Source organism: Mesorhizobium huakuii (assembly GCF_030160235.1).
Classification (GTDB): domain Bacteria; phylum Pseudomonadota; class Alphaproteobacteria; order Rhizobiales; family Rhizobiaceae; genus Mesorhizobium; species Mesorhizobium huakuii.
In genome coordinates this window covers 77262-97322 of record NZ_BSNY01000008.1, presented here as the reverse complement: position 1 = coordinate 97322, position 20061 = coordinate 77262, and the positions used below count along the sequence as shown (strand labels likewise).

The window sequence follows — 20061 nt, the reverse complement described above, 5'->3', positions numbered from 1 at the left end:
ACGCCAACCGAGCCGATCACCGGAATGAAGCTCTCGTCGACGCTCAGCGTCGGCGCCGCCGTCCCGCTCAGCGTAATCGAGGGAACATCGTCCGTGATATTGATCGAGATGGTCGACGTGGATGTATTGCCAAAGCCATCGGTTACCGTGAACGTGAACACGTCTTGCCCGGGCTGCACAGTGGCGCCGTCGTTGCCCGCCGGCACATTCATTTCCGGCTTGGTCAGCGTATAGGTGTAGTTGCCGTCCGCGTTCACGTGCAGGATGCCGTACGTGCCATTGATGTTCGTGCCGACATTGCCGGTCACGTCGCCGCCAATATTGCCTGATGCAACGCCGGTCACGGTCGGCCCGTCTGGGTCCGAGAAGGTCAGCTTGCCCGTCGTGGTCTCCGAGCCGTCGCCCGCATGCGAGCCGTCCACCGTCCCGGGGCCCAGGTCGCCGGCCGGTGGCGTCGTGTCGATGCCTGCCTCGTTGACCGTCGCAACCTCCGCCACCACACGCGGTTGGCTGCCGGTCACCTCGATCGTCAGCGTGGCCGGCGAGGTGTCGCCGTCGCCGTCCGTGATCGTGTAATTGAAGACATCATTGCCAGTCGGCGCATTCGGGGTGGCCTGATAGCTGTAGTCGCCATTGGCGAAGACCGTCAGCACGCCGTGCGCGCCCGTCACCGTCGTCACACCGTTGTTCGTTACTGAACCTGTCCAGGCGATCGATGCGATCCCGTCGGCTCCCGCCGTGTCAGCCGCGCCGGTGCCGTGGGTGCTCGTACCGGTCTCGACATTGCCCGTTACTTTCTCGCCGGACTGTGCCGCGTCCGTGTCGTTATGCGCCGTCGGCACGTCGTCCTTGATCGAGATCGTGATCGTCGAGGTGCTGGTGTTCCCAAAACTGTCTTTCACCGTATAGGTGAACACGTCCTGTCCGGGCTGCACGTTGGTGCCGTCGTTGCCCGCCGGAGCATTCGCTTCCGGATTGGTCAGCGTATAGGTGTAGGTGCCATCCGCGTTGACGTGCAGGATGCCGTACGATCCATTGATGTTCGCGCCGACATTGCCGCTCACGTCGCTGCCGACATTGCCTGATGCAACGCCGGTCACCGTCGCGCCGTCAGGGTCCGAGAACGTCAGCGTACCTGTCGTCGTCTCCGAACCGTCGCCCGCATGCGAGCCGTTTACATTCCCGGGACCCAGGTCGCCGGCCGGCGGCGTCGTGTCGAGGCCCGCCTCGTCGACTGCTGCGACCGCGGGCGATATCTGCGGCTGGCCATTGGCCACCGTGATCGTCAGCGTCGCCGGCGACGTGTCGCCGTCGCCGTCCGTGATCGTGTAGTTGAAGACGTCATTGCCCGTCGTCGTATTCGGGTTGGCGTGATAGCTGTAATCGCCGTCGGCGAAGACCGTCAGCACGCCGTGCACGCCCGTTACCGTCGTCACTCCGTTGCTGGTAACCGAACCCGTCCAGGCGATCGACGCGATCCCGTCGGCTCCTGCCGTGTCAGCCGCGCCGGTGCCGTGGGTGCTCGTACCGGTCTCGACATTGCCCGTCACCGTCTCACCAGACTGCGCGGCGTCCGTATCGGCTTTCGCCGTCGGCACGTCGTCGATGACATTGATCACCAGGTTCCCGGAGGCAGGCTGGTTGTCCAGGTCGGTTACGACGACCGCGAAGCTGGGTGCAGCTTCCGTATTGGCTCCGTCGCCAGCCGTGGCGCTGTGGTAGTCTGCCGCCAGAGTGTAGCTGTAGTGGATCGTGCCCGTGCCGTTCGCGCTGGTGTACTCGTACCACGCACTCACCGTGCCGCCCGTGGCGGCGTCCGTAAATGTCGTCGGATTGCCCGAGTCGCTCGACAGCGCGTGGCCGCCCAGCGACACCGAGTTCACCCCATCCTGCGAGGTGAAGCCGACCGTGCCGCTCACCGAGTTCGAGCCGTCATGCTGCGAACCGCTCGGCAGTCCCGCCTCGTACACGATCGCACCGGCAGCACCGGCGGCAGGGATATCGCCCAGCGTCGGCGGCTCATTGCCGATATTGATCGTCAGCGTGGTGTTCGACTGGTCGCCGTCACCATCCGTCAGCGTGTAATGGAACACATCGCTCACGCCGCCCGGCGTGTTCGTAGCGCGGTCATAGGTGTAGTGGCCGTCCGAATACAGTGTCAGCGTACCGTACTGACCCGCGATCGTCGTTCCGGTGACTGCGGATGTCACGTCCTGCGCCGCACCCGTCCCAAAGGCCGAGGTCACGCTCGCGCCGTCCGCACCCTTGACGTCCGCGCTGGCGGACGGGTCGGTCTCGCCGACGCCCGTGATCACGTTGCCCGAAATCTGCGTATGGCTGCCCGCTCCGACGCTGTTGGCGTCCGCGTTCGCCGTCGGCACATCGTCTACAATCTGGACCGACAACGTGCCGGGAGCTGAGACATCGCCATCTGTGTCGGTGACGGTGACGGTCATGTTGTCGAAGACGGAATCTGTCCCGGCGCCGGGGTGAGCAGCACTATGGACGAGCGTGTAGCTGTAGCTCACCTGGCCGGTGCTGGCGTCGTAGCCGTTGATGATCAGCGTGTTGCCCAGCGGCGTGGCGACAGTGATCGGCGTCGATGCGCTGTTGGCCAGCGCGGCACCCGAAATTACCTGGCCGGCGATAGTCAGCGAGCCGACACCGTCGGGCGAAGTGATGGTGAAGGTGCCGGTGTTGACCTCGGACTGGTCGCTGTTGGGGGCGGGATTCTGCGCCTCGCCCGAGCCTTCCGACCCAGAGCTTGCCGGCAGGCCTTTTTCATTGACGACGGTGTCGCCGCCATTGACGGAAGGCGTCAGGTCGATGATCGACGGTATGGAATTGGGCTTGATAAGAGACGGGAAGAGTTCGCGATGGTCCGGCTGGCCGAACGCCAGATCCGTCGGCGGCAACAGCGCCGATAGGCCGAACCCGTCGCCGATGCCGCCAGGAGGAACCGAGAAGTCTCCGCCGGCACTCGACGTCGAGCCGCCTGGGCCTGCCGATATGGAACCGTCGGCGCCGAAAGCAACGTCGACATGGCTCGCCTCGAGCGCCGCGATCAGGGCAACGCGCGGCACTTCGACATCGCCGATGACGAAGGTCGGCACGTTCAAGGCGCCATCCTTGATCACGATCACCGAGCCATCGGCCTGTTCGAGCACGAGGTTGTGACCATCGACCTTGATGTTGTCGATCGAAACGTTGGCCGGAAGCTTCACCACATGGTTGGCGTCGGCCACATATTCGTGCGGCGCGGCCGCCGGCGGCGTCTTCGCCTCTGCAGGAGCTTCCGGTTTGACGGGCGCGCCGCTGCCGACATCGACAGGAACCGGTTCGGCTGCCGCCGGGGCGGCCTTTTGTGTCGAGGCTGCCTCCGCGACCTGGATCTGCGCCTGCGACGGCAGGCCGTTATGTTCAGAGTGCTCGCCCCAGGAATGAGAGACGGTGTCCAAATCGTTACTGGTGGTCATAGCCAAACCCCTCCGGCATTTCCCGGAAAGAGACAGGGACCACTTCTACTTTGCAACCGTCCTGCAATCTTTTTCATATACTCGGATATGCAGGCTTCTGCATTTTTTATGCGTGGTAAACTCGAAACATATAACCTGATATACATTAGCCGGTGTGCGACCCGTTTGACGAGGCTTGGCTTTGGTCATTTGGTAAACAGAAGTATAAACTTGTATAAAATTTTAAATAAAACGACTGATATCAAGTACAACAAACTTATCCACCTTCTTTTCCAATAATTTGAGGCGGGATTGGTAGCGTCCACAGTCAGAGGTGGGCGTTATGACAAAAGCAAAATCTGCCCTTGGGGCAACCGGGCTCAAAGCACTGCTGCTGGCAATCGGCATTATGGGCCTGCCGCAGCCATCCTCCGCGAGCACTTTCGCGGCGAAAGCCGATCCTGCCGATGCGCTGCTGGCGAAGGTCGAAACGCCTCCCGCCCTCGGTGGCATTTCGCTGGCGCGGCCGCAGCCCTGGCAGCCGGCCCCGGCCTACAAAATAGGCATGGTTTTCGGCAGCTACGGTACTGCCGCCGCCGATCAGGAAAACGTCTCTTCGACGGCGCTGGACAATGCGGGGATCGATCCCATCCAGACGGCGGCGATCATTCCCGGCGTGTTCGGGTCGGTTGCGCTGTCCATGCATAATTTTCCGGTTTCCGCGCGTTGGGCGCCGGTCTACAAAGCGATCGTCGATTGTTCCGCGGGCACTGCGTGCGACGGCAAGAACAGCATCTTCACCGCGATCGCCAATGCCGCCAGGGACAAGCGGTTTGTCGACAAGCTGTCCTTCATCAACTCAAGCATAAACCACGCGATCGCCTACAAGAAGGACAGCGTGGTCTACGGCAAGCTCGATTACTGGGCCAAGCCGTCGGAAATTCTCGAGCGGCGGGCGGGCGACTGCGAGGATTTCGCCATTCTCAAGATGGCGGCGCTGCTGCGTGTAGGCGTTCCGGCGCAGAGCATGTCGCTCGTCGTCCTGCAAGACCGCAAGCGCGGTTTCTTTCATGCCGTGCTGTCTGTCAGCACCGGCAGCGGCGTCTTCATTCTGGACAGCCTGAGCAACGTCGTCGTGCGCGACAGCGATCTTCCCGACTACGTGCCATTGTACTCGTTCAGCACCGACCGCGCGTGGATCCACGGCACCAGGCCCGGCGCGGCCCAGGTCGCCGATATCAAGGGCGGACTTGCGACGGTCGCACCTGGCGAGGGCCTGCAGCCATAGCACACCCAAGCGAAGCAGACGGTTCGGCACGCTTTCGTGCTCATGTCGTCTCCCCGGAACTGGGGCCACTTTCGGGCGATATGCACTAGCCGCCGAAAACGAAGGCCATCAGCAGCTCCGGTTCGAGCACCGGCGCCCGCGCCACGTTCAATTGCCCCCGGTAGCGGCGGTCGCCCGCGCCGATGACGAAACCGGTAGCGACCGGCGTTTCGCCATTGGCGTCGAGCCGGGCGAATATGTCAGCGACATTGAGATCCAGGGCAAGCTTCAGGTCGTGACGCGCGTCCTCGCTTGGCGCAACCGGCAATTGACGCCTGACCAACTGCTGGAACGGCGCGTTGAAGGTCAGGATCCTCTTCGATGATGAGAGCGCAAAAGCCGGTGATGGGCAGGCGACCAGAATGGCATTGATCGTCTTGATCGACGCAAGCCTTCTCAAGGTCTGGTTTTCGTCGGCCAGTCCGCGCATGCAGGCCACCCGGATTGCCGACGTCAGGTTTCCTGTGTGGGCATGGCTTTCGGCGATCTCGTCGATCAGCATGCCGATCGTGCATTTGCGGCTTTCGGCCATCTGCTTCAGCGTGGTCCAGAACGCCCGCTCCAGGCGAATGCCGCGTCGTGTGCCGCCACGCGCCACAACCCGGAATTCCAGCCCGAAGTCCTCTGTCGCCATGGGTGGCAGCAGCCGCTCGCGATTGGCGGCGGGAGAGGTGATGCTATCGTTCACTCATGGCCTCCTCACGTGCCTTGTTGATCGGCTTGAGCAGATAGGTGAGGATGGTTTTGCGTCCGGTCTTGATATCGACCGAACAGATCATGCCGGGGATGATCGAATAGGTCTTGCCATCTCGCGTCAGCGTCGACCGCTCGGTTGCGACGCGTACCTGGTAGTAGGGTTCGCCCGTCTTCTGGTCGACCAGGCTGTCGGCGGTGATGTTGGAGACCTTGCCCTCGATGCCGCCGAAGATCGAGAAATCATAGGCGGTAATCTTGATCAGCGCGTCCTGGTCCGGCCGGATGAAGGCAACATCGCGCGGTGAAACCCGCGCTTCGACCAGCAGGGTCTCGGAAGTCGGCACGATGCCCGCCACGACTGCGCCGGGCTGCACGAAGGCGCCGACCGTGTTGATGTCGAGCGTGTTGACGATGCCGTCGACGGGCGAGCGGATATCCGTGCGTGCCACCTTGTCGGTGGCGCCGCGTATGGTCTCATCGACGACCGAAAGATCGGCCAGCGCCTGCGTCAGGTCGCTCAGCGCTTCCTGTTGCAGCTGCAGGCCGAGCTCGTTGACTTGAAGCTGGGCTTCGGTGATGGCCCCCTTGGCTTTCTTGATGGTTTCACCGGCAAGGTTCAGCTGCCCATGCAGTTCGGTCTGCTCCCGCTCGACGCGGATCTGCTCGGTCCTGGCCATCAGCCCCTTCTTGACCATGGATTCGACCAGCGCCGTTTCCCGGTCGCTGACTTCGAGGTTTTTGGTGAGGCGATCGAGATTGGCGTTGGCTTCGTCCAATTCGTTCAGCCGCTGATCGAGACGCGACTTGAGGACCGACAGCTTGACCTGGAAGTTGTCACGGCGCGCGACGAGCAGCTTCTGCTCGTTGTCGCAGATTTCCGGCGCCACCTTCTGGATTTCGGGCGGACAGGGAAATGGACCGTCGATATTGCCGGTCTGCTCGAATTTCAGCCGCGCAATGCGCGTCTCGAGCGCCCGTGCCTTGGCCTGCTGCTCGCCGAGGCTGGACGTGTTCATCGTGTTGTCGAGGCGGATGATGAGATCGTTCTTCTTGACGATCTGTCCGATCTTCACGGCAATTTCCTGGACGACGCCCGGCTCGCTGGACTGGATGATCTGGGTCTTGGAAGCCGGTATGACCTTGCCGTCGCCGCGCGCGATTTCGTCGACCTCGGCAAAGGACGCCCAGGCGACGGAAGACACAAGGAGTGCCCCTATGATGAACAAGGACGCCGACGCGAAAAGCGGCGGCCGGTCTTCCCTTGCAAGCATGTCCTACAACCCCAACGCATTGAATGCATTCAATAAGTCTGTTTCTCAGGCGCTTGTTTTCTGCAGCGCCTGTATCACTTGGTCCTTCGGTCCATCGGCAACGATCCTGCCTTGCTCGATGACGATAAGACGGTCGGCCAGTTCGAGCATGCTGAAGCGATGCGTCGAAACGATCAGCGTCGTGTTCCGGTCGAAAGCCACTTTGAGCTGCTTGATCAGCTGCCGCTCGGAAGCCAGGTCCATCGAACCCGACGGCTCGTCCAGGAAGACGATTTTCGGTCTGGTCAGCAACAGCCGGGCAATCGCCATCGTCTGCCTCTGGCCGCCCGAGAGATTGGTGCCGCGCTCGCCGACATTCATGTCGTAGCCACGCGGGTGACGGGAGACGAAATCGTCGACGCCGGCAGCCTTGGCCGCTTCGACGATCTGCTCGTCGGTCGCCTCCGGACATGCCATCAGGAGGTTTTCCTTGATGGTGCCCGAAAACAGATCGTTGGCCTGCGCGACGATCCCGACCGCGGCGCGAACCTCCGATGGGTGGTATTGGCGGATGTCGATCCCGTCCAGCAGCAGCTCGCCTGATGTCGGCAGGAAGAGCCTGCCGATCAGCCGGCCCATCGTTGTCTTTCCCGAGCCTATGCGGCCGATGATGCCGATCCGCTCACCCGGCTTCACCGAGAAATTCAGACCGGTCAGGACCTCGTTCTCGGAGCCCGGATAGACAAAGCCGACATTCCTGAACACCATGGCGCCGCTACGAATGGGCCGGTTGACGAAACCCACCGTATCCGGGCGATCCTCGGGCTGCGCCATGATCGAGTTCACCATGCGCAAGGAGAGCATGGCCTGGCGCAGCCTGGACAAGGTGATGGCGATCTGGCCGAGTGGAGACACGGCCCGGCTGGCCAGCATGACCGTGCCGATGATGGCTCCGGTGGAGACATGTCCTTCCGAGAAGGCATAGGCGCCGGCCACGATCAGGGCGACGGTGACCAACTGCTGGATGGCCTGCGTTATATTGCTGGCGGCCGCCGAGAGCTGCTTGATCTTCTCGGATGTGTTGGACGCGTTCTTGGAATGCTCTCCCCATTTCCGCAACAGATACGCCTCGGCCCGCAGCGACTTGATCGTCTCCAGCGTGGAGATGGATTCGACCAGAAGGGCCTGCCGTTGCGAGGCCTCGTTCATGGAGGCAGCGACACGCTTGCCGATGCGCCGCTGCGTGATCAGCCCGACGATCACGGAAGCCACGAAGGCCAGCGCCGGTATGATGACCAGCCATCCGCCGATCGCATAGATGACCAGGAGAAAAACGAACACGAAGGCGGTGTCGATAAACACGCTGATGGTGTTCGACGTGAAGAATTCGCGCACGAATTCATACTGCGTCACCCGATTTGCATATTCGCCCGTCGAGCCTGGCCGCGCCGACAGGGACGAGTTCAGCACTTTCTCGAACAGCAAATAGGAAATGCGCAGATCCGCCTTGCGCCCGGCATAGTCGATGAGGGACGCCCTGGCGGTCTTCAAGAGCAGGTCGAACAGGATGACCGCGCCGATGCCGATCGACAGCACCCACAACGTCGATATCGCCTTGTTCGGCAAGATCCTGTCGTAGACGTTCATGGTGAAGATCGGCGAGGCGATGGCCAGCATGTTGATGAAGATTGCCGCCAGGATAACCTTCGAATAGGTGCGCCAGAACGGACCCATCGTTCCCGTCAGCCAATGTCGCCGCTCGATCTTCGGCGCCGAACCGACGTTCATCCCTTCGGCGGCGTTGGCGTATGTTATCGAGAAGGAAACGCCGCCACTGATGTAGCTGGCGGCCAATTCGGATTTCGCGATCGTTACGCGGCCGTCTTCCTGGGGAGCGGTCGTGAATGCGCCGTCCTCGGTTTCGGCCAGCAGGGCAACCGGCAATTGACTGACGCGAAATACGATGGCCGGGAGGTCGATGCGTCCCCGAAGAAACTCGCGATGGCTGAATTCGGTGATTTCGAGGCCGATGCGCTCGGCAATATGCCGGATGGCGTCGATGTCGATACGCGTGTCCGATAGCGGCACGCCGGCGAACAGCACCGTTTGCGCGCTCGGCCTGCCGAGATACCCGGCAACGGCCGAGAAGCAGGCCTTGAATGCCTCCTTCGGGGAGAGGATGTTGGGTTGCTGATTCACGATCCGCCCTTAGGACTTTCGATCGGTCCCTACATCCGCTTACTTTTTCCTGACCGGTGCCAGGATATCGAATGGCAGGTCGTTCTTCTGTTCCGACGGCGTGCGCGCATAGGTTTCCGTGTCGGCCGTTTCCGGTGCGCCGAATTCGGTCCGCGCGTAGGCCGCGGCCTGCTTTGGCGGGCGGATGTCCATCGTTTTAAGCAACTGCCCGGTGGCCGCGAGAAGCCGATATTGGGCAAAGAGGGAGGCGTAGGATGCGGTGTCGGCCAGTGTCGCCGTGTTGAACCGCGTATTCTGCGCATCCAGCACATCGAGCAGCGAGCGCTGCCCGACCTTGAATTGCTCGCGATAGGACGCGACCAGCTTCTCGTTGGAAGCGGCCTGCAGCTTCAGCGTCTTTGCCAGGTCGGCTTGCCGGAAGCGGCGATCCCACGATGTGCGAACGGCTTCTTCGATTTCCCGCAGCACCTGGTGCTGCGCGAGCCGCTGCTCGCTGGTGCGACGGATCTGCTCCTGCTCATTGGCCTTGTCGATGCCGCCCCGGTACAGGTTCCAACGCAGCACTAGGCGTGCCTGCAGGTCGGATGTGTCTCCATTGTCGCCGTCGATGTCATACCCCGCCCGGGCGACGCCTTCGGCGACGATCGAGGGGCCGTATTTCGCTCGGGCCGCGTCCACCAGCGAGGCCGCGGCGGCGATATCGCTGTTGGCCATATGGACGCGCGGATTGCTCTCCCGCGCAAGGCCAATGGCATCGTCCAGCGACCTTGGCAGCGCGCCGGAAACATCGGCCGGCCTCGATGCGTTGGTCAACGGCTTCCCGACGGTCTTGAAGAACCGGATCCTCGAGGCCTCCAGCTCCTCCGAGGCTTCCTGCATGCGGGCCTTGGCCGCGAACAGGCGCTCTTCGGCCTGTTGCCGGTCGGCTTCGTTCAACCCGCCGCCGGCAATGCCTTCCTGGATGTCATGGAGCATTGCTTGGTGGAAGCCCAGGTTCTTCTTTGCCTCTGCCACGATCGAGGCCTGAAGCATGTATTCGAGGTAGTCCTGGACAACCGAGAGCCCGATGAATTCAGACCGCTCCAGCACGCGAAACGACGCGCCGTCGACGCGCGAGGCCTGGCGGTTCAATTCGGCCCGCCTTGCGCCGCTGTCATAGAGCGTCTGCGAAACCGTCAGATCGGTTTCCGCCGGATAGAGCGCGTCGTGCTCGATGTCGAGCGCGCGTCGGGAGGAATTGTCGAGACGGCGAGCTCCGGCCGACGCTTCCAGGTCGACGCTGGGAAGATAGAGCCCCTTTGCCTGACGCAGCTCGAACTCGATTGCTTCGCGATTTTCTATGGCCTGGCCGATTTCGGGATTGGATTCGACGGCAACCGCCATCGCTTCCTTGAGCGTAAGTGCACTCGCACTTGCGCAGCTCAACATCGTAGCCGCCATCAAAAGACCAAGGCGCTTGCCCACAGTCGAGATGCTTGTCGTATTCATTTAACCCGCCCCAACATTTCCCCTGCGCCCTTTGCGAGGCGCTGATCCAAGCCTGAGCCCGTCTCAGGCAACTATCCAACAATTTCAAGAAATATGTGAGTGATTATTAATTTTGGGGGAGCCTAAATCAGATATTTGGGCCATAAGGTTAGGAAATGTAGCAAAAATGGCACAAAACGGGTTGGCCACGGCTTCTGCCAAACGCCGCCCGGTGTGGAAAAGTCCAGACGCGCATACGGCTCAATGCAGCCAGAATCGTAAGAAGCCCGCATAGGCCGGAAGGCAGCCGTGAAAATTTGACGGTGTTTGGCCTAGATCATGCGGCCACGGCATGAAGGGCCGATATTGAATCAAGGGCAGCCCGGATGAACTCCCAAGAACGGCGATAGTCGCGTCCTCGCGTTAAGCCTCGCGCAATCTCTGCAATCTATGCTGATACCAGATTGTCGAGGTCAAAATGAAGCGCAGGCCGATACTACTCTTCGCTTTTCCGGCTTTCATCCTGATGGTTTTGGCCTGCGAGCGAATGGCGACCATGCTGCTCGGGAGCTATCCCGCCAGCCCCGCAATGTGGAGGATCTGGCTTGAACTGCGCCCCTTGTCGGCGATGTTCTGGCAGCAGATCAACCTGTATCTCTACGGTTCCATGACCTTGGATGCCGTCATCCTGGTTGCCGCGTTACTGGTGTGTTGGAGCGCTTGCCGTGTGAGGCCGGCTGCCGCCTTCTTCCTGGCCAATCACCTCGCTCTGCTCTTTGCCGGATTGATGATCGCTTCCAGCAGTCATTCGGAGACGGCGAGCACGGTCGCGGCTTTTCCGATGTCCAACGGCCTCCAATTCGCCCTGAAGATCGATTTTACCTGGCAGAACAGCCTGGTGCTCGTTCTGGGCTTCGCGGCCTGCGCGTACTGCCATGTCGCGTTCCTTCGCGAGACGCGACAGCGCGGAGACACCCTAGCCCTGCGTCTCATGACTTTGGGACGGGATCTTTAGTCCGGCATAGGGCGTTTCGAGGCGCCCGGACGTCAGCAGCCGCATGAGGCTCGGCTCCGTCCGGCTTCACCGGATACGCCTCAATTGATCTTGCGATAATAGACCTTGCCGTCCGGCGTTTCCGTTCGCTGGTAGGCGGGATTCGGGCCAGGGGGTGCGGCACTCTTGCGCTTGATTGGCCGTGGCGTCTCGACAGCCGCGGGTTCGGCCGCGACATCGTTGTTGCCGGAAGACGCGTCCGCGACGGCGCTGGTGACGACCACGGGTTCGGCCGCACTGGTGCTGCTGTCGTCGCGCACCGAGGAAGGGTTTTGTTCCAGCCGGGCTATGCTGCCGTTGATCTCGTTGAAATTGCCCTGCAGTTGGCTGTCCAGTCGTTCAAACCGGCTTTGAAAACCGTTGTTGACCGTGTCCAGCCGGGCAACGATCCGCTGCTCGAACGCGCCAAGTTCCTCGAGACGCCCCTCGACTGTGCGCAGGTCGTTGATGCCTCGATAGAGGTAGATGGCGGCGGTCGCGTTCAGCACCGCAAACAGCGTCAATCCGACACTGACGACGACGGCCAGCCGCGACCGGCTCGCATCCCTGCCGAGCAGCTGCGGTTCCATCGGCTCGGCCGAGACAGTCGGCACATGCGGGTCGCTGATCGTCGTCATTGAACCACCACCTTCGTGCCCACAGGCACGCGCTTGAAAAGATCGATCACATCCGTGTTGGTAAGGCGAAAGCAGCCCGACGTGCCGTCGAATCCCACGCCCGAGGGATCGTTGGTGCCATGGATGCGATAGAGCGTGTCGCGTCCGTCCCGCAGCAGATACAGCGCCCGTGCGCCCAAGGGATTATAGGGACCCGAGGGCACCAATTCCGGCAGCTCCGGCTGGCGGGCGCGCATTTCCCGGGGCGGGCGCCACTGCGGCCATTCCGTCTTGGCACCGACCTTCACCACTCCTGTCCAGCCAAATCCGTCACGCCCGACGCTGATCTGGTAGCGCAATGCCTGGCCCTGGCGGGTCACCAGGTAAAGCGCCTTCTCGCTCTTGCGGATGATGATCGTTCCCGGCTGTTCGGTGGTCGCGAAGGCAACCGCCTTGCGCAGGCTGGGGCCCATTGCCGGCAGCGGCGGCCGATCCGAAAGCCCCGAGCGCGCCTCGGCGAAGCCCTGGGCGGACAAGGTCAGCACCAGGCCGAGCACGCAGGCGCCGGCCAGCCTGGGGACGAGGCCATCTCTACCGGGCAGCGTCATCGAGCCGCTCTTTGAACATCTTCTTCAGATCCTTGTTGAAGCGCGCCCGGCCGTCCACTTCGGAGGGCAGGATGGCCCGGTTCAAGGCATCGGTCAGAAGGGCGTTGTCCAGCGCGACCGATTTGATGTGCGGCGCCTTGAATATCTTCTCGAGTTCGCTGCGCGAAAAATGGTTCCCGAACCATTTGCGCTTGTGCTTGTTGGCGACCAGCGTGATGCTGACCGCATTGCCGCGCAGCTCGCGGATCTTCTTGTAGAGCCGCTTGCCCTGCCGCAGCGAAGCGACGTTGAGTTCGAAGACGATGAAGATCTCGTCGCTGGTCGAAAGCACTGAATTGTGCCAGGGCGTTTCGATATTGGGCAGGTCGATGACGATGTCGTCGAAGCGGTAGGCGACGAGGTCCAGAAGCCGGAAGACGAAATCGCTGCCGTGCGGCTCGAAGGGCAGTTGCGGCCTCTCGAACGCATAGAGGGTGAGACCGGACGGGCGCGTGAGCTTGATGACATCCATCAGCTCGACATCGAGCCTTTCCGGCTGACTGATGATGCCCGCGAGATCGAATTGGTTGAACAGATTGAGATAGGCGCCGCAATTGGCGCTCTGGAAATCGAGATCGACCAGGCAGGTCGAGGCCGCGCGCTCAGTCGATTTCGAGGCGAGGAATTCGGCCGCCGACAATGCCAGCGTCGTGGCGCCGGCGCCGCCGCTGGCGCTGATGAAGGTGATGATGCGGCTCTTGGTGCCCTGGTTGCCGGTATCGTGGAAGGTTACCGCGTTGAGCAGTTCCTTGCCGTCGAGCGGCTTGTGCAGCCAGTCCGAGGCGTTCATGCGCACCAGCACGCGCGTCTGTTCCGACGTCAGCTCATCGGAAACCGCGATCAGCGGCACCGTCGCCCACAGCGCGCGCGCCTCGACGATGCCGGGCCTTCCGAGCAGCTCGCCACCGCCGAGATCGAGGATGACGATGCCCGGGCGCGTATCGGCGGGCGGCCCCTTGAGGAAATCATCCGTGTCGGAAACCCTGACGTCATAGATCGCCAACGCATCGAGCCGCGTCGCCACATCGCGCTTGAAATTCGGATCCGACGAAAACAGCGCCACCTGCTTGCGCTTGGTCGGTGTAACCTTGGTGTTCATTGCGTTCATGGATAGGTACTCTTCATGTCTTCGCCCGTGACCGTGCTCAGCATGGAGGGCATGGTGATGTTTCCGAGGCCGAGAAAACCGGCCAGGAAGAAGAACTGGAACGGGTGATTGGTGATGCTGACCGTGATGGTCGGCACCGGTCCATTGGGGCGCGTCCAGTAGCCGAGGCCCGAAGCCTGATACTGAATCTGGACCTCGGATTTCAGAAGGGTTGGCAGGAATGTCAGCATTCCCGGCCGGGTGCTGCTGCCGCTAAAGATGAAGTCGAAAGCGGCCTGGTTCACAGTGAGGTTTTGGCAGGTGGCGCCTGTTCCGCAGGTGCAAGACACTGCTCCGGCTGCACTGGCCGTGCAGATATAGCTGTAAGTGTTGGCTGGAACCGCCTTTCCCACATCCAGTGAGTCGCTGGGGGTTTTTGCCTCGAGCAGAAGTCCGCTGGCGATCGGAGCGGAAATCTGCGCCAGCCTGGCGCCAGCCTGCACCGCTTTGTTGCCGGCATTCCATTGGTAGAAGGCATAGCCAAAGTCGACGAAACCTAGCAGCAGAGTCAGCAGCAGGGGCATTGCAATGGCCGCCTCCACCATTGTCGCACCGGATTTGTCTCTCCAGAACGTGCCGCGCGAGATCACCATCCGAGGACACGCTCCTGGTGGAACACAGTGAGCTTAACGGCACCAAAGCCGAGATAAGACCAGAGGCCCAGAGTAGGATACGGATATGCGGCGCTGACCTGCACGACAATGACGGTGCCGGTGCTGCTGAGATAGAGTTCGGTACCGGTCGTGGAATCGATCGCCTGGAGCGATTGTGCCTTGCTGATGGTGACTTGACCGGTGGTCCACCCGGTGACCCTGGCGCTACCGCCCTGGACGGCACCGTTCACTGCCAGGTTTGTTGCCAACACTGAACAAGTATCCCAGTCACTGCTGCAGCGCGCCATATAGCGAGCGGCATCCTCGACACCAGCTTCGAGAAGCAGACGCGTGTTGAAGATGTTGGAGAACTCGAAGACGCCGGCCGACAGCAGAAACACAAGTGGCGTGACGATCGCTATCTCGACCAAGGCAGCGCCTTGTTCGTCGTTGTGGAACCGCTGGAGGAACTGCCTCAGTTTGGTGAACATGGCGCTACCGGTACAATTGCGCTTCGTTGCGCTGCAGCTTCTTCAGCGTGTTTTGGCCGGCGACAGTGCTGATGTCCTCGATCTCGCCATAGATATCGGCGTTAGGCGACCCGCCTGCCGGTTCCGTCACGAACACACTGGCAAAGGCCTGCACCGGCAATGTCTGGCTGCCGCCTTGGACAGTGTTGGCCACGCAGTCGATGATCGCTACGTAGAGAAGCCTGCGGTCGGCGGTTTGCGTGGTTGTGTTGCACTGCGGCGGCGTCTTTTCCTGACCGCTCTTCAAAGAAGGATTGTTGATCTCGTAGTTGTAGACGCAGTAGCGGCTGGGATTTGCCCCGCAGCCTGAGGGTGGGTTTGCCAGCACTCCGGTAGTGCTGGCATTGCCATGGTTCACAGACCAGTACCCGGCAAAATCCCAGGCGCCGTTGCCAAGCACGCCTGCCTGTGTGCAGCCGCCGGAGTAAAAGCAATTATCCCTGGGCAATGCCTTATAATTGTTGGCCTGTCCGCTGTTAGGCGCGCTGTAGCTGCAATTCTTGCCGGGGGAAACGACCATGCCTTTCCGTACGTTTGGTGCTGGCGGAGCATCCGCAGGATCCAGCTTGCCGCTATTGCCGTTCGGATAGAGATCAAAGCGCGTGTTGATTCCGTCGTTTACCGGAGGAATGTTGCCCGGGCGGGTCGTGACGCCATTCTGGCTGAAGCATGCCGCGGGACTGGTCACGGCGAACATTTCCGTCAGTGATTGCGTTGACTTGTCGCCTTCCGGGGTTGCCAGGAAGCCATAGTTGCCTGGACCGTATTGCGCGGTGTTGCCGCCCTGCTGCTCCTTGAGCCAGATCATCGGCTTCTGCGTTCCTGAAATCGCCGTCTGCAATGCGCCCAGACTGGTATACGGATTGCAGATGAACATCGGGGTGAACTGGCACAACGCATTGGTGAATCCCGCCACTGCTTGTGGCCGAATGTCCATCCTGTCCGTGCTGCCGACGAGGCTGGCTGGAAAAATCGTCAAGAAGGCCCCGGCGCCGTCCGTCGCGCCCGATGCATTCACCGTCACCTCGGCAAACTTGACGGCCTTGGGATCGGTACTGGCCCAGTTCTTGGCATTTGAGTCGACACCCGCGGCGGTCAAAGTGATGTCGTCGCTCGCCGGTATCCCGGTCAGATAGGTGACCGTTACGTCGGCCAGGGCGATTGGGTGATCACCTGATGTCGAAAACAGCGTCTTGTTGGCCAGAAGGTTGGTGACGGCCCGGTTGGCCCGGGTGATCGCATCCGAATTGCCGTCGAGTTCCGCCGCCGCGGCAAGCGCCATCGCGTCGACGCCTTTCTGCAGGTCGTTATGCAGCCCGTTGGCCCGGCTCATGTCGAAGGCCAGCAGCGCGAAGCCGATCAGGACGGGCAACATGATGGCCACCAGGATCATCGCTATGCCGCGTTGATCGTTCCAGAAGGCTCGAATGGTCCCCAACATGACCTTGCTCTCTGCTTTCCTGCGCCAGGGCCCCTCGCATGCCCGGCGCGCCCCGCATCCTTCCGTTCAGTTCACTGCGTCGTCACAGCCGATCCCGCTCCGCCGACATTGACCGTGATCGCGGGCGGTGGCGGTGGTGGCGGTGGAAATTTGTAGTTGTGCGCAACAAGTGCGGCGCGCGTGCCGTCGCCTTCGATATGCGTGTTCCGCGAAGCCGGATTGAGCGGGTCGACCGTCTGCAGCAGCGAATTGTAGTTCTGCGTGTCGCCGGCGGCCAAGGTCACCGTGTCGTAATGGTTAAGATAGTCCGCGGCGCAGCCTGACAGCGCGCCGGCGCACAGAAGGAGGATCAAGCCGCTATTTTTTGACATAGAGCATCTTGTCCTTCGATTTGAAGTTCAGCATGTGGCCATAGGGGCCGGTGACGCCGTCGCCCGTTTCGTATTTTCGGATCATGTCCTTGTTCACCTCGAGCTGACCGAGCATGAAGAATTCCGGGTCGTTGGCGGGCCGCGTCTTGTCGAATGGCGTTGCCAGCTGCTCGCCCGGCTTCACCGGCCGCACGATGTGCGGCGTGACGATGACGACCAGCTCGGTCTCTTCCTTCTGGCTGCTCGAATTGCGGAACAGCGTGCCGATGACCGGCACCTGGCCGAGCCAGGGCACCTGGTTCTGCAGCTTCGTGGTTTTGCTCGAGAGCAGTCCGCCGACCGCGAAGCTCTGGCCGTCGCGCAGTTCGACGACCGTTTCCAGCTTGCGGTTGGTGAAGATCGGGTCGCCGGCACTGGTGAAGCTGGTCAGGTCGCTCACTTCCGGAGCCAGCTGGATATGGATCTTGTCGTCGGCGAGCACGACCGGCGTGAAATTCAGATTGACGCCGAATTGCTTGTACTCGATCTGGACCTCGCCGTCCTTGGTGATACTGCGGATCGGCACCTGGCCGCCGGCGTTGAAGCTGGCCGGCTCGCCGGACAGCGTGGTGAGGTTGGGGTTCGCCAGCGTGCGCACTACGCCCTTGGCCTCGAGCGCCTCGATGATCAAGTCGACCTTGATGTTGCTGTCGATGATCTGCGTGATCAGGGACGCGAAAGGATTGCTTTTCGACAGCAGACCAGTCACCAGGGTACCTGGGTCTTCTCCGGGTGGAGTGACAGCTGCGATGCCCGTTCCAAACGCGGTTGCTCTGCTGCCTCTGCTCTGGAACGACACGCCGAGATCGCGCCCGGCATTGCGCTTGGCTTCCAGCACGCGCACTTCCAGGTTAACCTGCTGGCTGTCGTCGACAGTAACCGAGTTGATGATGGCGTCGGGGCCATATTCATGGGCGACTTCCATGATGGCCGCCAGCGTGGCGCCGTCCTTGACATGGCCTCCAAGCCTGACTTTGCCATTGATCGACCCGATTTCGATGCGCGACCTCGGTGCAACCTGGCGGATCGCCTGCGCCATGTCGCTGACGTCGACGCCGACCTCGATCTGGATGACGCCGAGCGAACGCTTTTCAGGTGAGAACAGGTTGACCGTGGTGGTGCCAGCGCCCTTGCCGATGACGTAGAGCGTACGGTCGGTCATCGGCTGGGCATCGGCGATCTTCTCGTCGCCAACGACGATATCGCCCAGATTGGCATTCACCTGGATGGTCACCGACTGCGACATCGGCAGGAAAATGCGATGGACGCCGGGATTCGATACGTCGACGAAGCGGTCGGCTGCCTCGGACACGACGCTCGACGTCACAAGCGCCGCCAGACAGGACAACGCGGCCGCCGCCATCCTAACCCAAAACCCCTGCATCCCCATCTCCCCACTCACCGCCGGTGGCGGCGCCAATTCTTTCGCCGCGCCTCTGTTATGGTTGTCGCGGCACGTCATAAGTCTCGAGCTTCACGCCCCGGAATACGCCGACTGTTACGTTCTTCGGCGGTTCAGGCTGTACATATTTGACCACTTCCTTGACGACCTCGCGCACTTCTGGCGGTGATGCCACGGCCGGAGCCGGCTTGACCTTGCCCAGCTCGTCAAGACGGCTTCCCACCCGCTCCACGGCCTGGGTCAGCCCGGCAATCTTGTCGTCCGCGCGCTTGCGCTCCTCGGCGGCCGCGGCCTCCGCGGCTGCTTTCTTGTCCAGTTCGGCCTGCCTTTTGGCAACGTCATCCGGCGTTTCGCCGGTCAGGTCCGAGAGCGTCACGCGTTCGGTCGTCTCGCCCTTGCTGGCGGCGGCCTGGCGCAGCGCCAGCGACAATTGGCCGGCGCCCGCGGCCAGGGTCAGCTTCTGCGCATCCTTGGTGCTGGCCTCGAGTGTCACGGATTTCACCACTGTCGGGCTATCCTTGCTCTCGTCGGCCACCTGGTCGACGGCGAGTACCTTCATGCTTTGCAGCAGCACGTCGACAAAACTCTTGTCGGTGCCATCGTCGCCGCGCACCGTGCGCGTCAGCAGCACGTCGACGCGGTCGCCCGGGAAGACAAAGCCTGCGACGCCAAGCACGTCGTTGACCCTGATGGAAACAGCTTTCATGCCTTCGCCAAGCACCGCCGAAAGCGTGGCGCGCTGGCCCGGGCCGGTGATCTTGCTGGCCAGGACAGGCTCGTTTGTGCCGATCGCCTGCAACGCCTGCTTGGCGCCTTCGCCGGCGAGCACTTCTTTCGTTGTCTTGAAAGCGCCGGCCGGAACCGCGCCGGCCGGCCACGCGATTTCGCGCAGCTTGTCGTCGGTCAGCATGTCGCCGAATTTCAAAGGTACAGCCGCCACCACGACCGTATCGTGCGGGACGTCATCCGTTCGCGCCATGGCGTTGCGCTGGCTGGCCAGCCAGATATTGGCGAGCACCACCGCCAGCACGCCGAACACGCCGGCGAGGACAATCATGATCAGCGTATTAGCGCGCATCTTCCCACCCCACCATCGCCCGCCGGGCGAATCTCAACCCCTTCAAAGCGTAAGATGCTGGGCCGAAATCGAGCGATTCCGGCCCAGAAAGTATTAGCAAGTGCCACCCGCCGCGCCGGCGGCTGTGATACCCTTGCCGTTCAGGTTCGCGCAAAGGCCGGTGAACTGGCTGCTAACCCATCCGCCGATGGCAAGAACCGCAACGATCGATGCCGCGGCAATGATGCCGATCAAGATCGAGTATTCCACCATGGCGGCGCCGTTTTCATCGGCGTGGAATTGCCTGGCTTCGTCGATAAGCCACTTCATGGCCATCTCTCCCGATCAACCTGGGACGCAGGCGCCAGTGCCAGTGCCAGCAGCGTCGAGACCCTTGCCGTTCAGCTTCGTGCAGAGGCCGGTGAACTGGCTGCCGACCCATCCGCCGATCGCAATGACCGCAACAATCGATGCCGCGGCAATGATGCCGATCAGGATTGAGTATTCGACCATAGCAGCGCCGTTTTCGTCGTCGCGGAACTGCCGGGTCATCGTCATGAGCTTCTTCATGTCAATTTCTCCCTTTTGGAGGTTTGAACCCGACGAGACAGAGCCAAGGATGAACCCCATACCCAAGCATCCCCCGTCATCTCGATCCTAGGTCTCGAAAAATTACGGTGTCAAACGGGATTAATGCTTCCTTAACTCTCCAATACATGAAATGTCGGGTTCCACGCGACGTTAAATCCAACCAAGAGATTGATTCGTCTAGTTTTTCAAGCCGTCTTAA

At 61.6% G+C, this 20061-nt stretch carries 18 protein-coding genes; 2 read left to right on the top strand and 16 right to left on the bottom strand.

The window, feature by feature from the left end:
• On the bottom strand, positions 1-3476 hold a 3476-nt coding region (locus QQK95_RS02460; RefSeq protein ID WP_284268532.1), incomplete at its 3' end, for a beta strand repeat-containing protein.
• Between the two features lie 322 nt (positions 3477-3798).
• Between QQK95_RS02460 and QQK95_RS02455 the strand changes: the two genes are divergently transcribed.
• Positions 3799-4743, top strand: a complete 945-nt coding sequence (locus QQK95_RS02455) for a transglutaminase-like cysteine peptidase (RefSeq protein ID WP_284268530.1) — start codon at positions 3799-3801, stop codon at positions 4741-4743.
• An 85-nt stretch (positions 4744-4828) separates the two neighbouring features.
• On the opposite strand, the gene QQK95_RS02450 is transcribed toward QQK95_RS02455, so the two are convergent.
• From QQK95_RS02450 to QQK95_RS02435, 4 genes are read right to left on the bottom strand one after another with little or no spacing between them, the layout of a single operon-like run.
• Positions 4829-5470, bottom strand: coding sequence for a ribbon-helix-helix domain-containing protein (locus QQK95_RS02450; protein ID WP_284268528.1), 642 nt, complete (start codon positions 5468-5470; stop codon positions 4829-4831).
• The gene (locus QQK95_RS02445; protein WP_284268527.1) at positions 5460-6749 is read right to left on the bottom strand and encodes an HlyD family type I secretion periplasmic adaptor subunit; all 1290 of its coding nucleotides are present in this window, start codon (positions 6747-6749) and stop codon (positions 5460-5462) included. The genes QQK95_RS02450 and QQK95_RS02445 overlap by 11 nt, the downstream gene beginning before the upstream one ends.
• A 45-nt stretch (positions 6750-6794) precedes the next feature.
• Positions 6795-8927: a type I secretion system permease/ATPase gene (locus QQK95_RS02440; RefSeq protein WP_284268525.1), complete on the bottom strand. Its 2133-nt coding sequence runs from the start codon at positions 8925-8927 to the stop codon at positions 6795-6797.
• A gap of 39 nt (positions 8928-8966) precedes the next feature.
• A complete protein-coding gene (locus tag QQK95_RS02435; protein ID WP_284268523.1) occupies positions 8967-10415 on the bottom strand; it encodes a TolC family protein in 1449 nt (482 codons plus the stop codon).
• Between the two features lie 457 nt (positions 10416-10872).
• Here QQK95_RS02435 and QQK95_RS02430 point away from each other — a divergent pair, with 457 nt between their 5' ends.
• A complete protein-coding gene (locus QQK95_RS02430; protein WP_284268521.1) occupies positions 10873-11409 on the top strand; it encodes a hypothetical protein in 537 nt (178 codons plus the stop codon).
• A gap of 80 nt (positions 11410-11489) precedes the next feature.
• Here the strand turns inward: QQK95_RS02430 and QQK95_RS02425 are convergent, their stop codons facing one another.
• The 11 genes from QQK95_RS02425 to QQK95_RS02375 all read right to left on the bottom strand — a co-directional run bounded on the left by QQK95_RS02425 (position 11490) and on the right by QQK95_RS02375 (position 19841).
• A complete protein-coding gene (locus QQK95_RS02425) occupies positions 11490-12065 on the bottom strand; it encodes a hypothetical protein (protein WP_284268518.1) in 576 nt (191 codons plus the stop codon).
• Positions 12062-12652, bottom strand: coding sequence for a L,D-transpeptidase (locus QQK95_RS02420; RefSeq protein ID WP_284268516.1), 591 nt, complete (start codon positions 12650-12652; stop codon positions 12062-12064). Before QQK95_RS02420 ends, QQK95_RS02425 begins: the two co-directional genes overlap by 4 nt.
• Positions 12636-13799 (bottom strand): AAA family ATPase, encoded by a 1164-nt coding sequence (locus tag QQK95_RS02415; RefSeq protein WP_284268514.1) that lies wholly within the window; start codon positions 13797-13799, stop codon positions 12636-12638. The genes QQK95_RS02420 and QQK95_RS02415 overlap by 17 nt, the downstream gene beginning before the upstream one ends.
• The gene (locus tag QQK95_RS02410) at positions 13796-14431 is read right to left on the bottom strand and encodes a TadE/TadG family type IV pilus assembly protein (protein ID WP_284268512.1); all 636 of its coding nucleotides are present in this window, start codon (positions 14429-14431) and stop codon (positions 13796-13798) included. The genes QQK95_RS02415 and QQK95_RS02410 overlap by 4 nt, the downstream gene beginning before the upstream one ends.
• On the bottom strand, positions 14425-14922 hold the full coding sequence (locus QQK95_RS02405) for a TadE/TadG family type IV pilus assembly protein (protein WP_284268510.1): 498 nt from the start codon (positions 14920-14922) through the stop codon (positions 14425-14427). Before QQK95_RS02405 ends, QQK95_RS02410 begins: the two co-directional genes overlap by 7 nt.
• Before the next feature lie 4 nt (positions 14923-14926).
• Positions 14927-16402, bottom strand: coding sequence for a TadE/TadG family type IV pilus assembly protein (locus QQK95_RS02400; RefSeq protein ID WP_284268508.1), 1476 nt, complete (start codon positions 16400-16402; stop codon positions 14927-14929).
• A gap of 71 nt (positions 16403-16473) precedes the next feature.
• Positions 16474-16773 carry a hypothetical protein gene (locus tag QQK95_RS02395; protein WP_284268506.1) on the bottom strand — a complete coding sequence of 100 codons (300 nt, stop codon included), beginning with the start codon at positions 16771-16773 and terminating at the stop codon, positions 16474-16476.
• On the bottom strand, positions 16760-18196 hold the full coding sequence (locus QQK95_RS02390) for a type II and III secretion system protein family protein (RefSeq protein WP_322417891.1): 1437 nt from the start codon (positions 18194-18196) through the stop codon (positions 16760-16762). Before QQK95_RS02390 ends, QQK95_RS02395 begins: the two co-directional genes overlap by 14 nt.
• Before the next feature lie 55 nt (positions 18197-18251).
• Positions 18252-19292, bottom strand: a complete 1041-nt coding sequence (gene cpaB / locus QQK95_RS02385; protein WP_284268502.1) for a Flp pilus assembly protein CpaB — start codon at positions 19290-19292, stop codon at positions 18252-18254.
• Positions 19293-19385: 93 nt separating this feature from the next.
• Positions 19386-19601: a Flp family type IVb pilin gene (locus QQK95_RS02380; protein ID WP_284268500.1), complete on the bottom strand. Its 216-nt coding sequence runs from the start codon at positions 19599-19601 to the stop codon at positions 19386-19388.
• A 15-nt stretch (positions 19602-19616) separates the two neighbouring features.
• On the bottom strand, positions 19617-19841 hold the full coding sequence (locus QQK95_RS02375) for a Flp family type IVb pilin (RefSeq protein WP_064991300.1): 225 nt from the start codon (positions 19839-19841) through the stop codon (positions 19617-19619).
• Positions 19842-20061 lie beyond the last annotated feature (220 nt).

What these genes read in the sequence shown, in the direction of transcription:
- QQK95_RS02455 (WP_284268530.1), top strand. Translation starts at nt 3,799, where the DNA reads ATGACAAAAGCAAAATCTGCCCTTGGGGCAACCGGGCTCAAAGCACTG.
- QQK95_RS02445 (WP_284268527.1), bottom strand. Translation starts at nt 6,749, where the DNA reads ATGCTTGCAAGGGAAGACCGGCCGCCGCTTTTCGCGTCGGCGTCCTTG.
- QQK95_RS02435 (WP_284268523.1), bottom strand. Translation starts at nt 10,415, where the DNA reads ATGAATACGACAAGCATCTCGACTGTGGGCAAGCGCCTTGGTCTTTTG.
- QQK95_RS02430 (WP_284268521.1), top strand. Translation starts at nt 10,873, where the DNA reads ATGAAGCGCAGGCCGATACTACTCTTCGCTTTTCCGGCTTTCATCCTG.
- QQK95_RS02425 (WP_284268518.1), bottom strand. Translation starts at nt 12,065, where the DNA reads ATGACGACGATCAGCGACCCGCATGTGCCGACTGTCTCGGCCGAGCCG.
- QQK95_RS02420 (WP_284268516.1), bottom strand. Translation starts at nt 12,652, where the DNA reads ATGACGCTGCCCGGTAGAGATGGCCTCGTCCCCAGGCTGGCCGGCGCC.
- QQK95_RS02415 (WP_284268514.1), bottom strand. Translation starts at nt 13,799, where the DNA reads ATGAACGCAATGAACACCAAGGTTACACCGACCAAGCGCAAGCAGGTG.
- QQK95_RS02410 (WP_284268512.1), bottom strand. Translation starts at nt 14,431, where the DNA reads ATGGTGATCTCGCGCGGCACGTTCTGGAGAGACAAATCCGGTGCGACA.
- QQK95_RS02405 (WP_284268510.1), bottom strand. Translation starts at nt 14,922, where the DNA reads ATGTTCACCAAACTGAGGCAGTTCCTCCAGCGGTTCCACAACGACGAA.
- QQK95_RS02400 (WP_284268508.1), bottom strand. Translation starts at nt 16,402, where the DNA reads ATGTTGGGGACCATTCGAGCCTTCTGGAACGATCAACGCGGCATAGCG.
- QQK95_RS02395 (WP_284268506.1), bottom strand. Translation starts at nt 16,773, where the DNA reads ATGTCAAAAAATAGCGGCTTGATCCTCCTTCTGTGCGCCGGCGCGCTG.
- QQK95_RS02390 (WP_322417891.1), bottom strand. Translation starts at nt 18,196, where the DNA reads ATGCAGGGGTTTTGGGTTAGGATGGCGGCGGCCGCGTTGTCCTGTCTG.
- cpaB (WP_284268502.1), bottom strand. Translation starts at nt 19,292, where the DNA reads ATGCGCGCTAATACGCTGATCATGATTGTCCTCGCCGGCGTGTTCGGC.
- QQK95_RS02380 (WP_284268500.1), bottom strand. Translation starts at nt 19,601, where the DNA reads ATGAAGTGGCTTATCGACGAAGCCAGGCAATTCCACGCCGATGAAAAC.
- QQK95_RS02375 (WP_064991300.1), bottom strand. Translation starts at nt 19,841, where the DNA reads ATGAAGAAGCTCATGACGATGACCCGGCAGTTCCGCGACGACGAAAAC.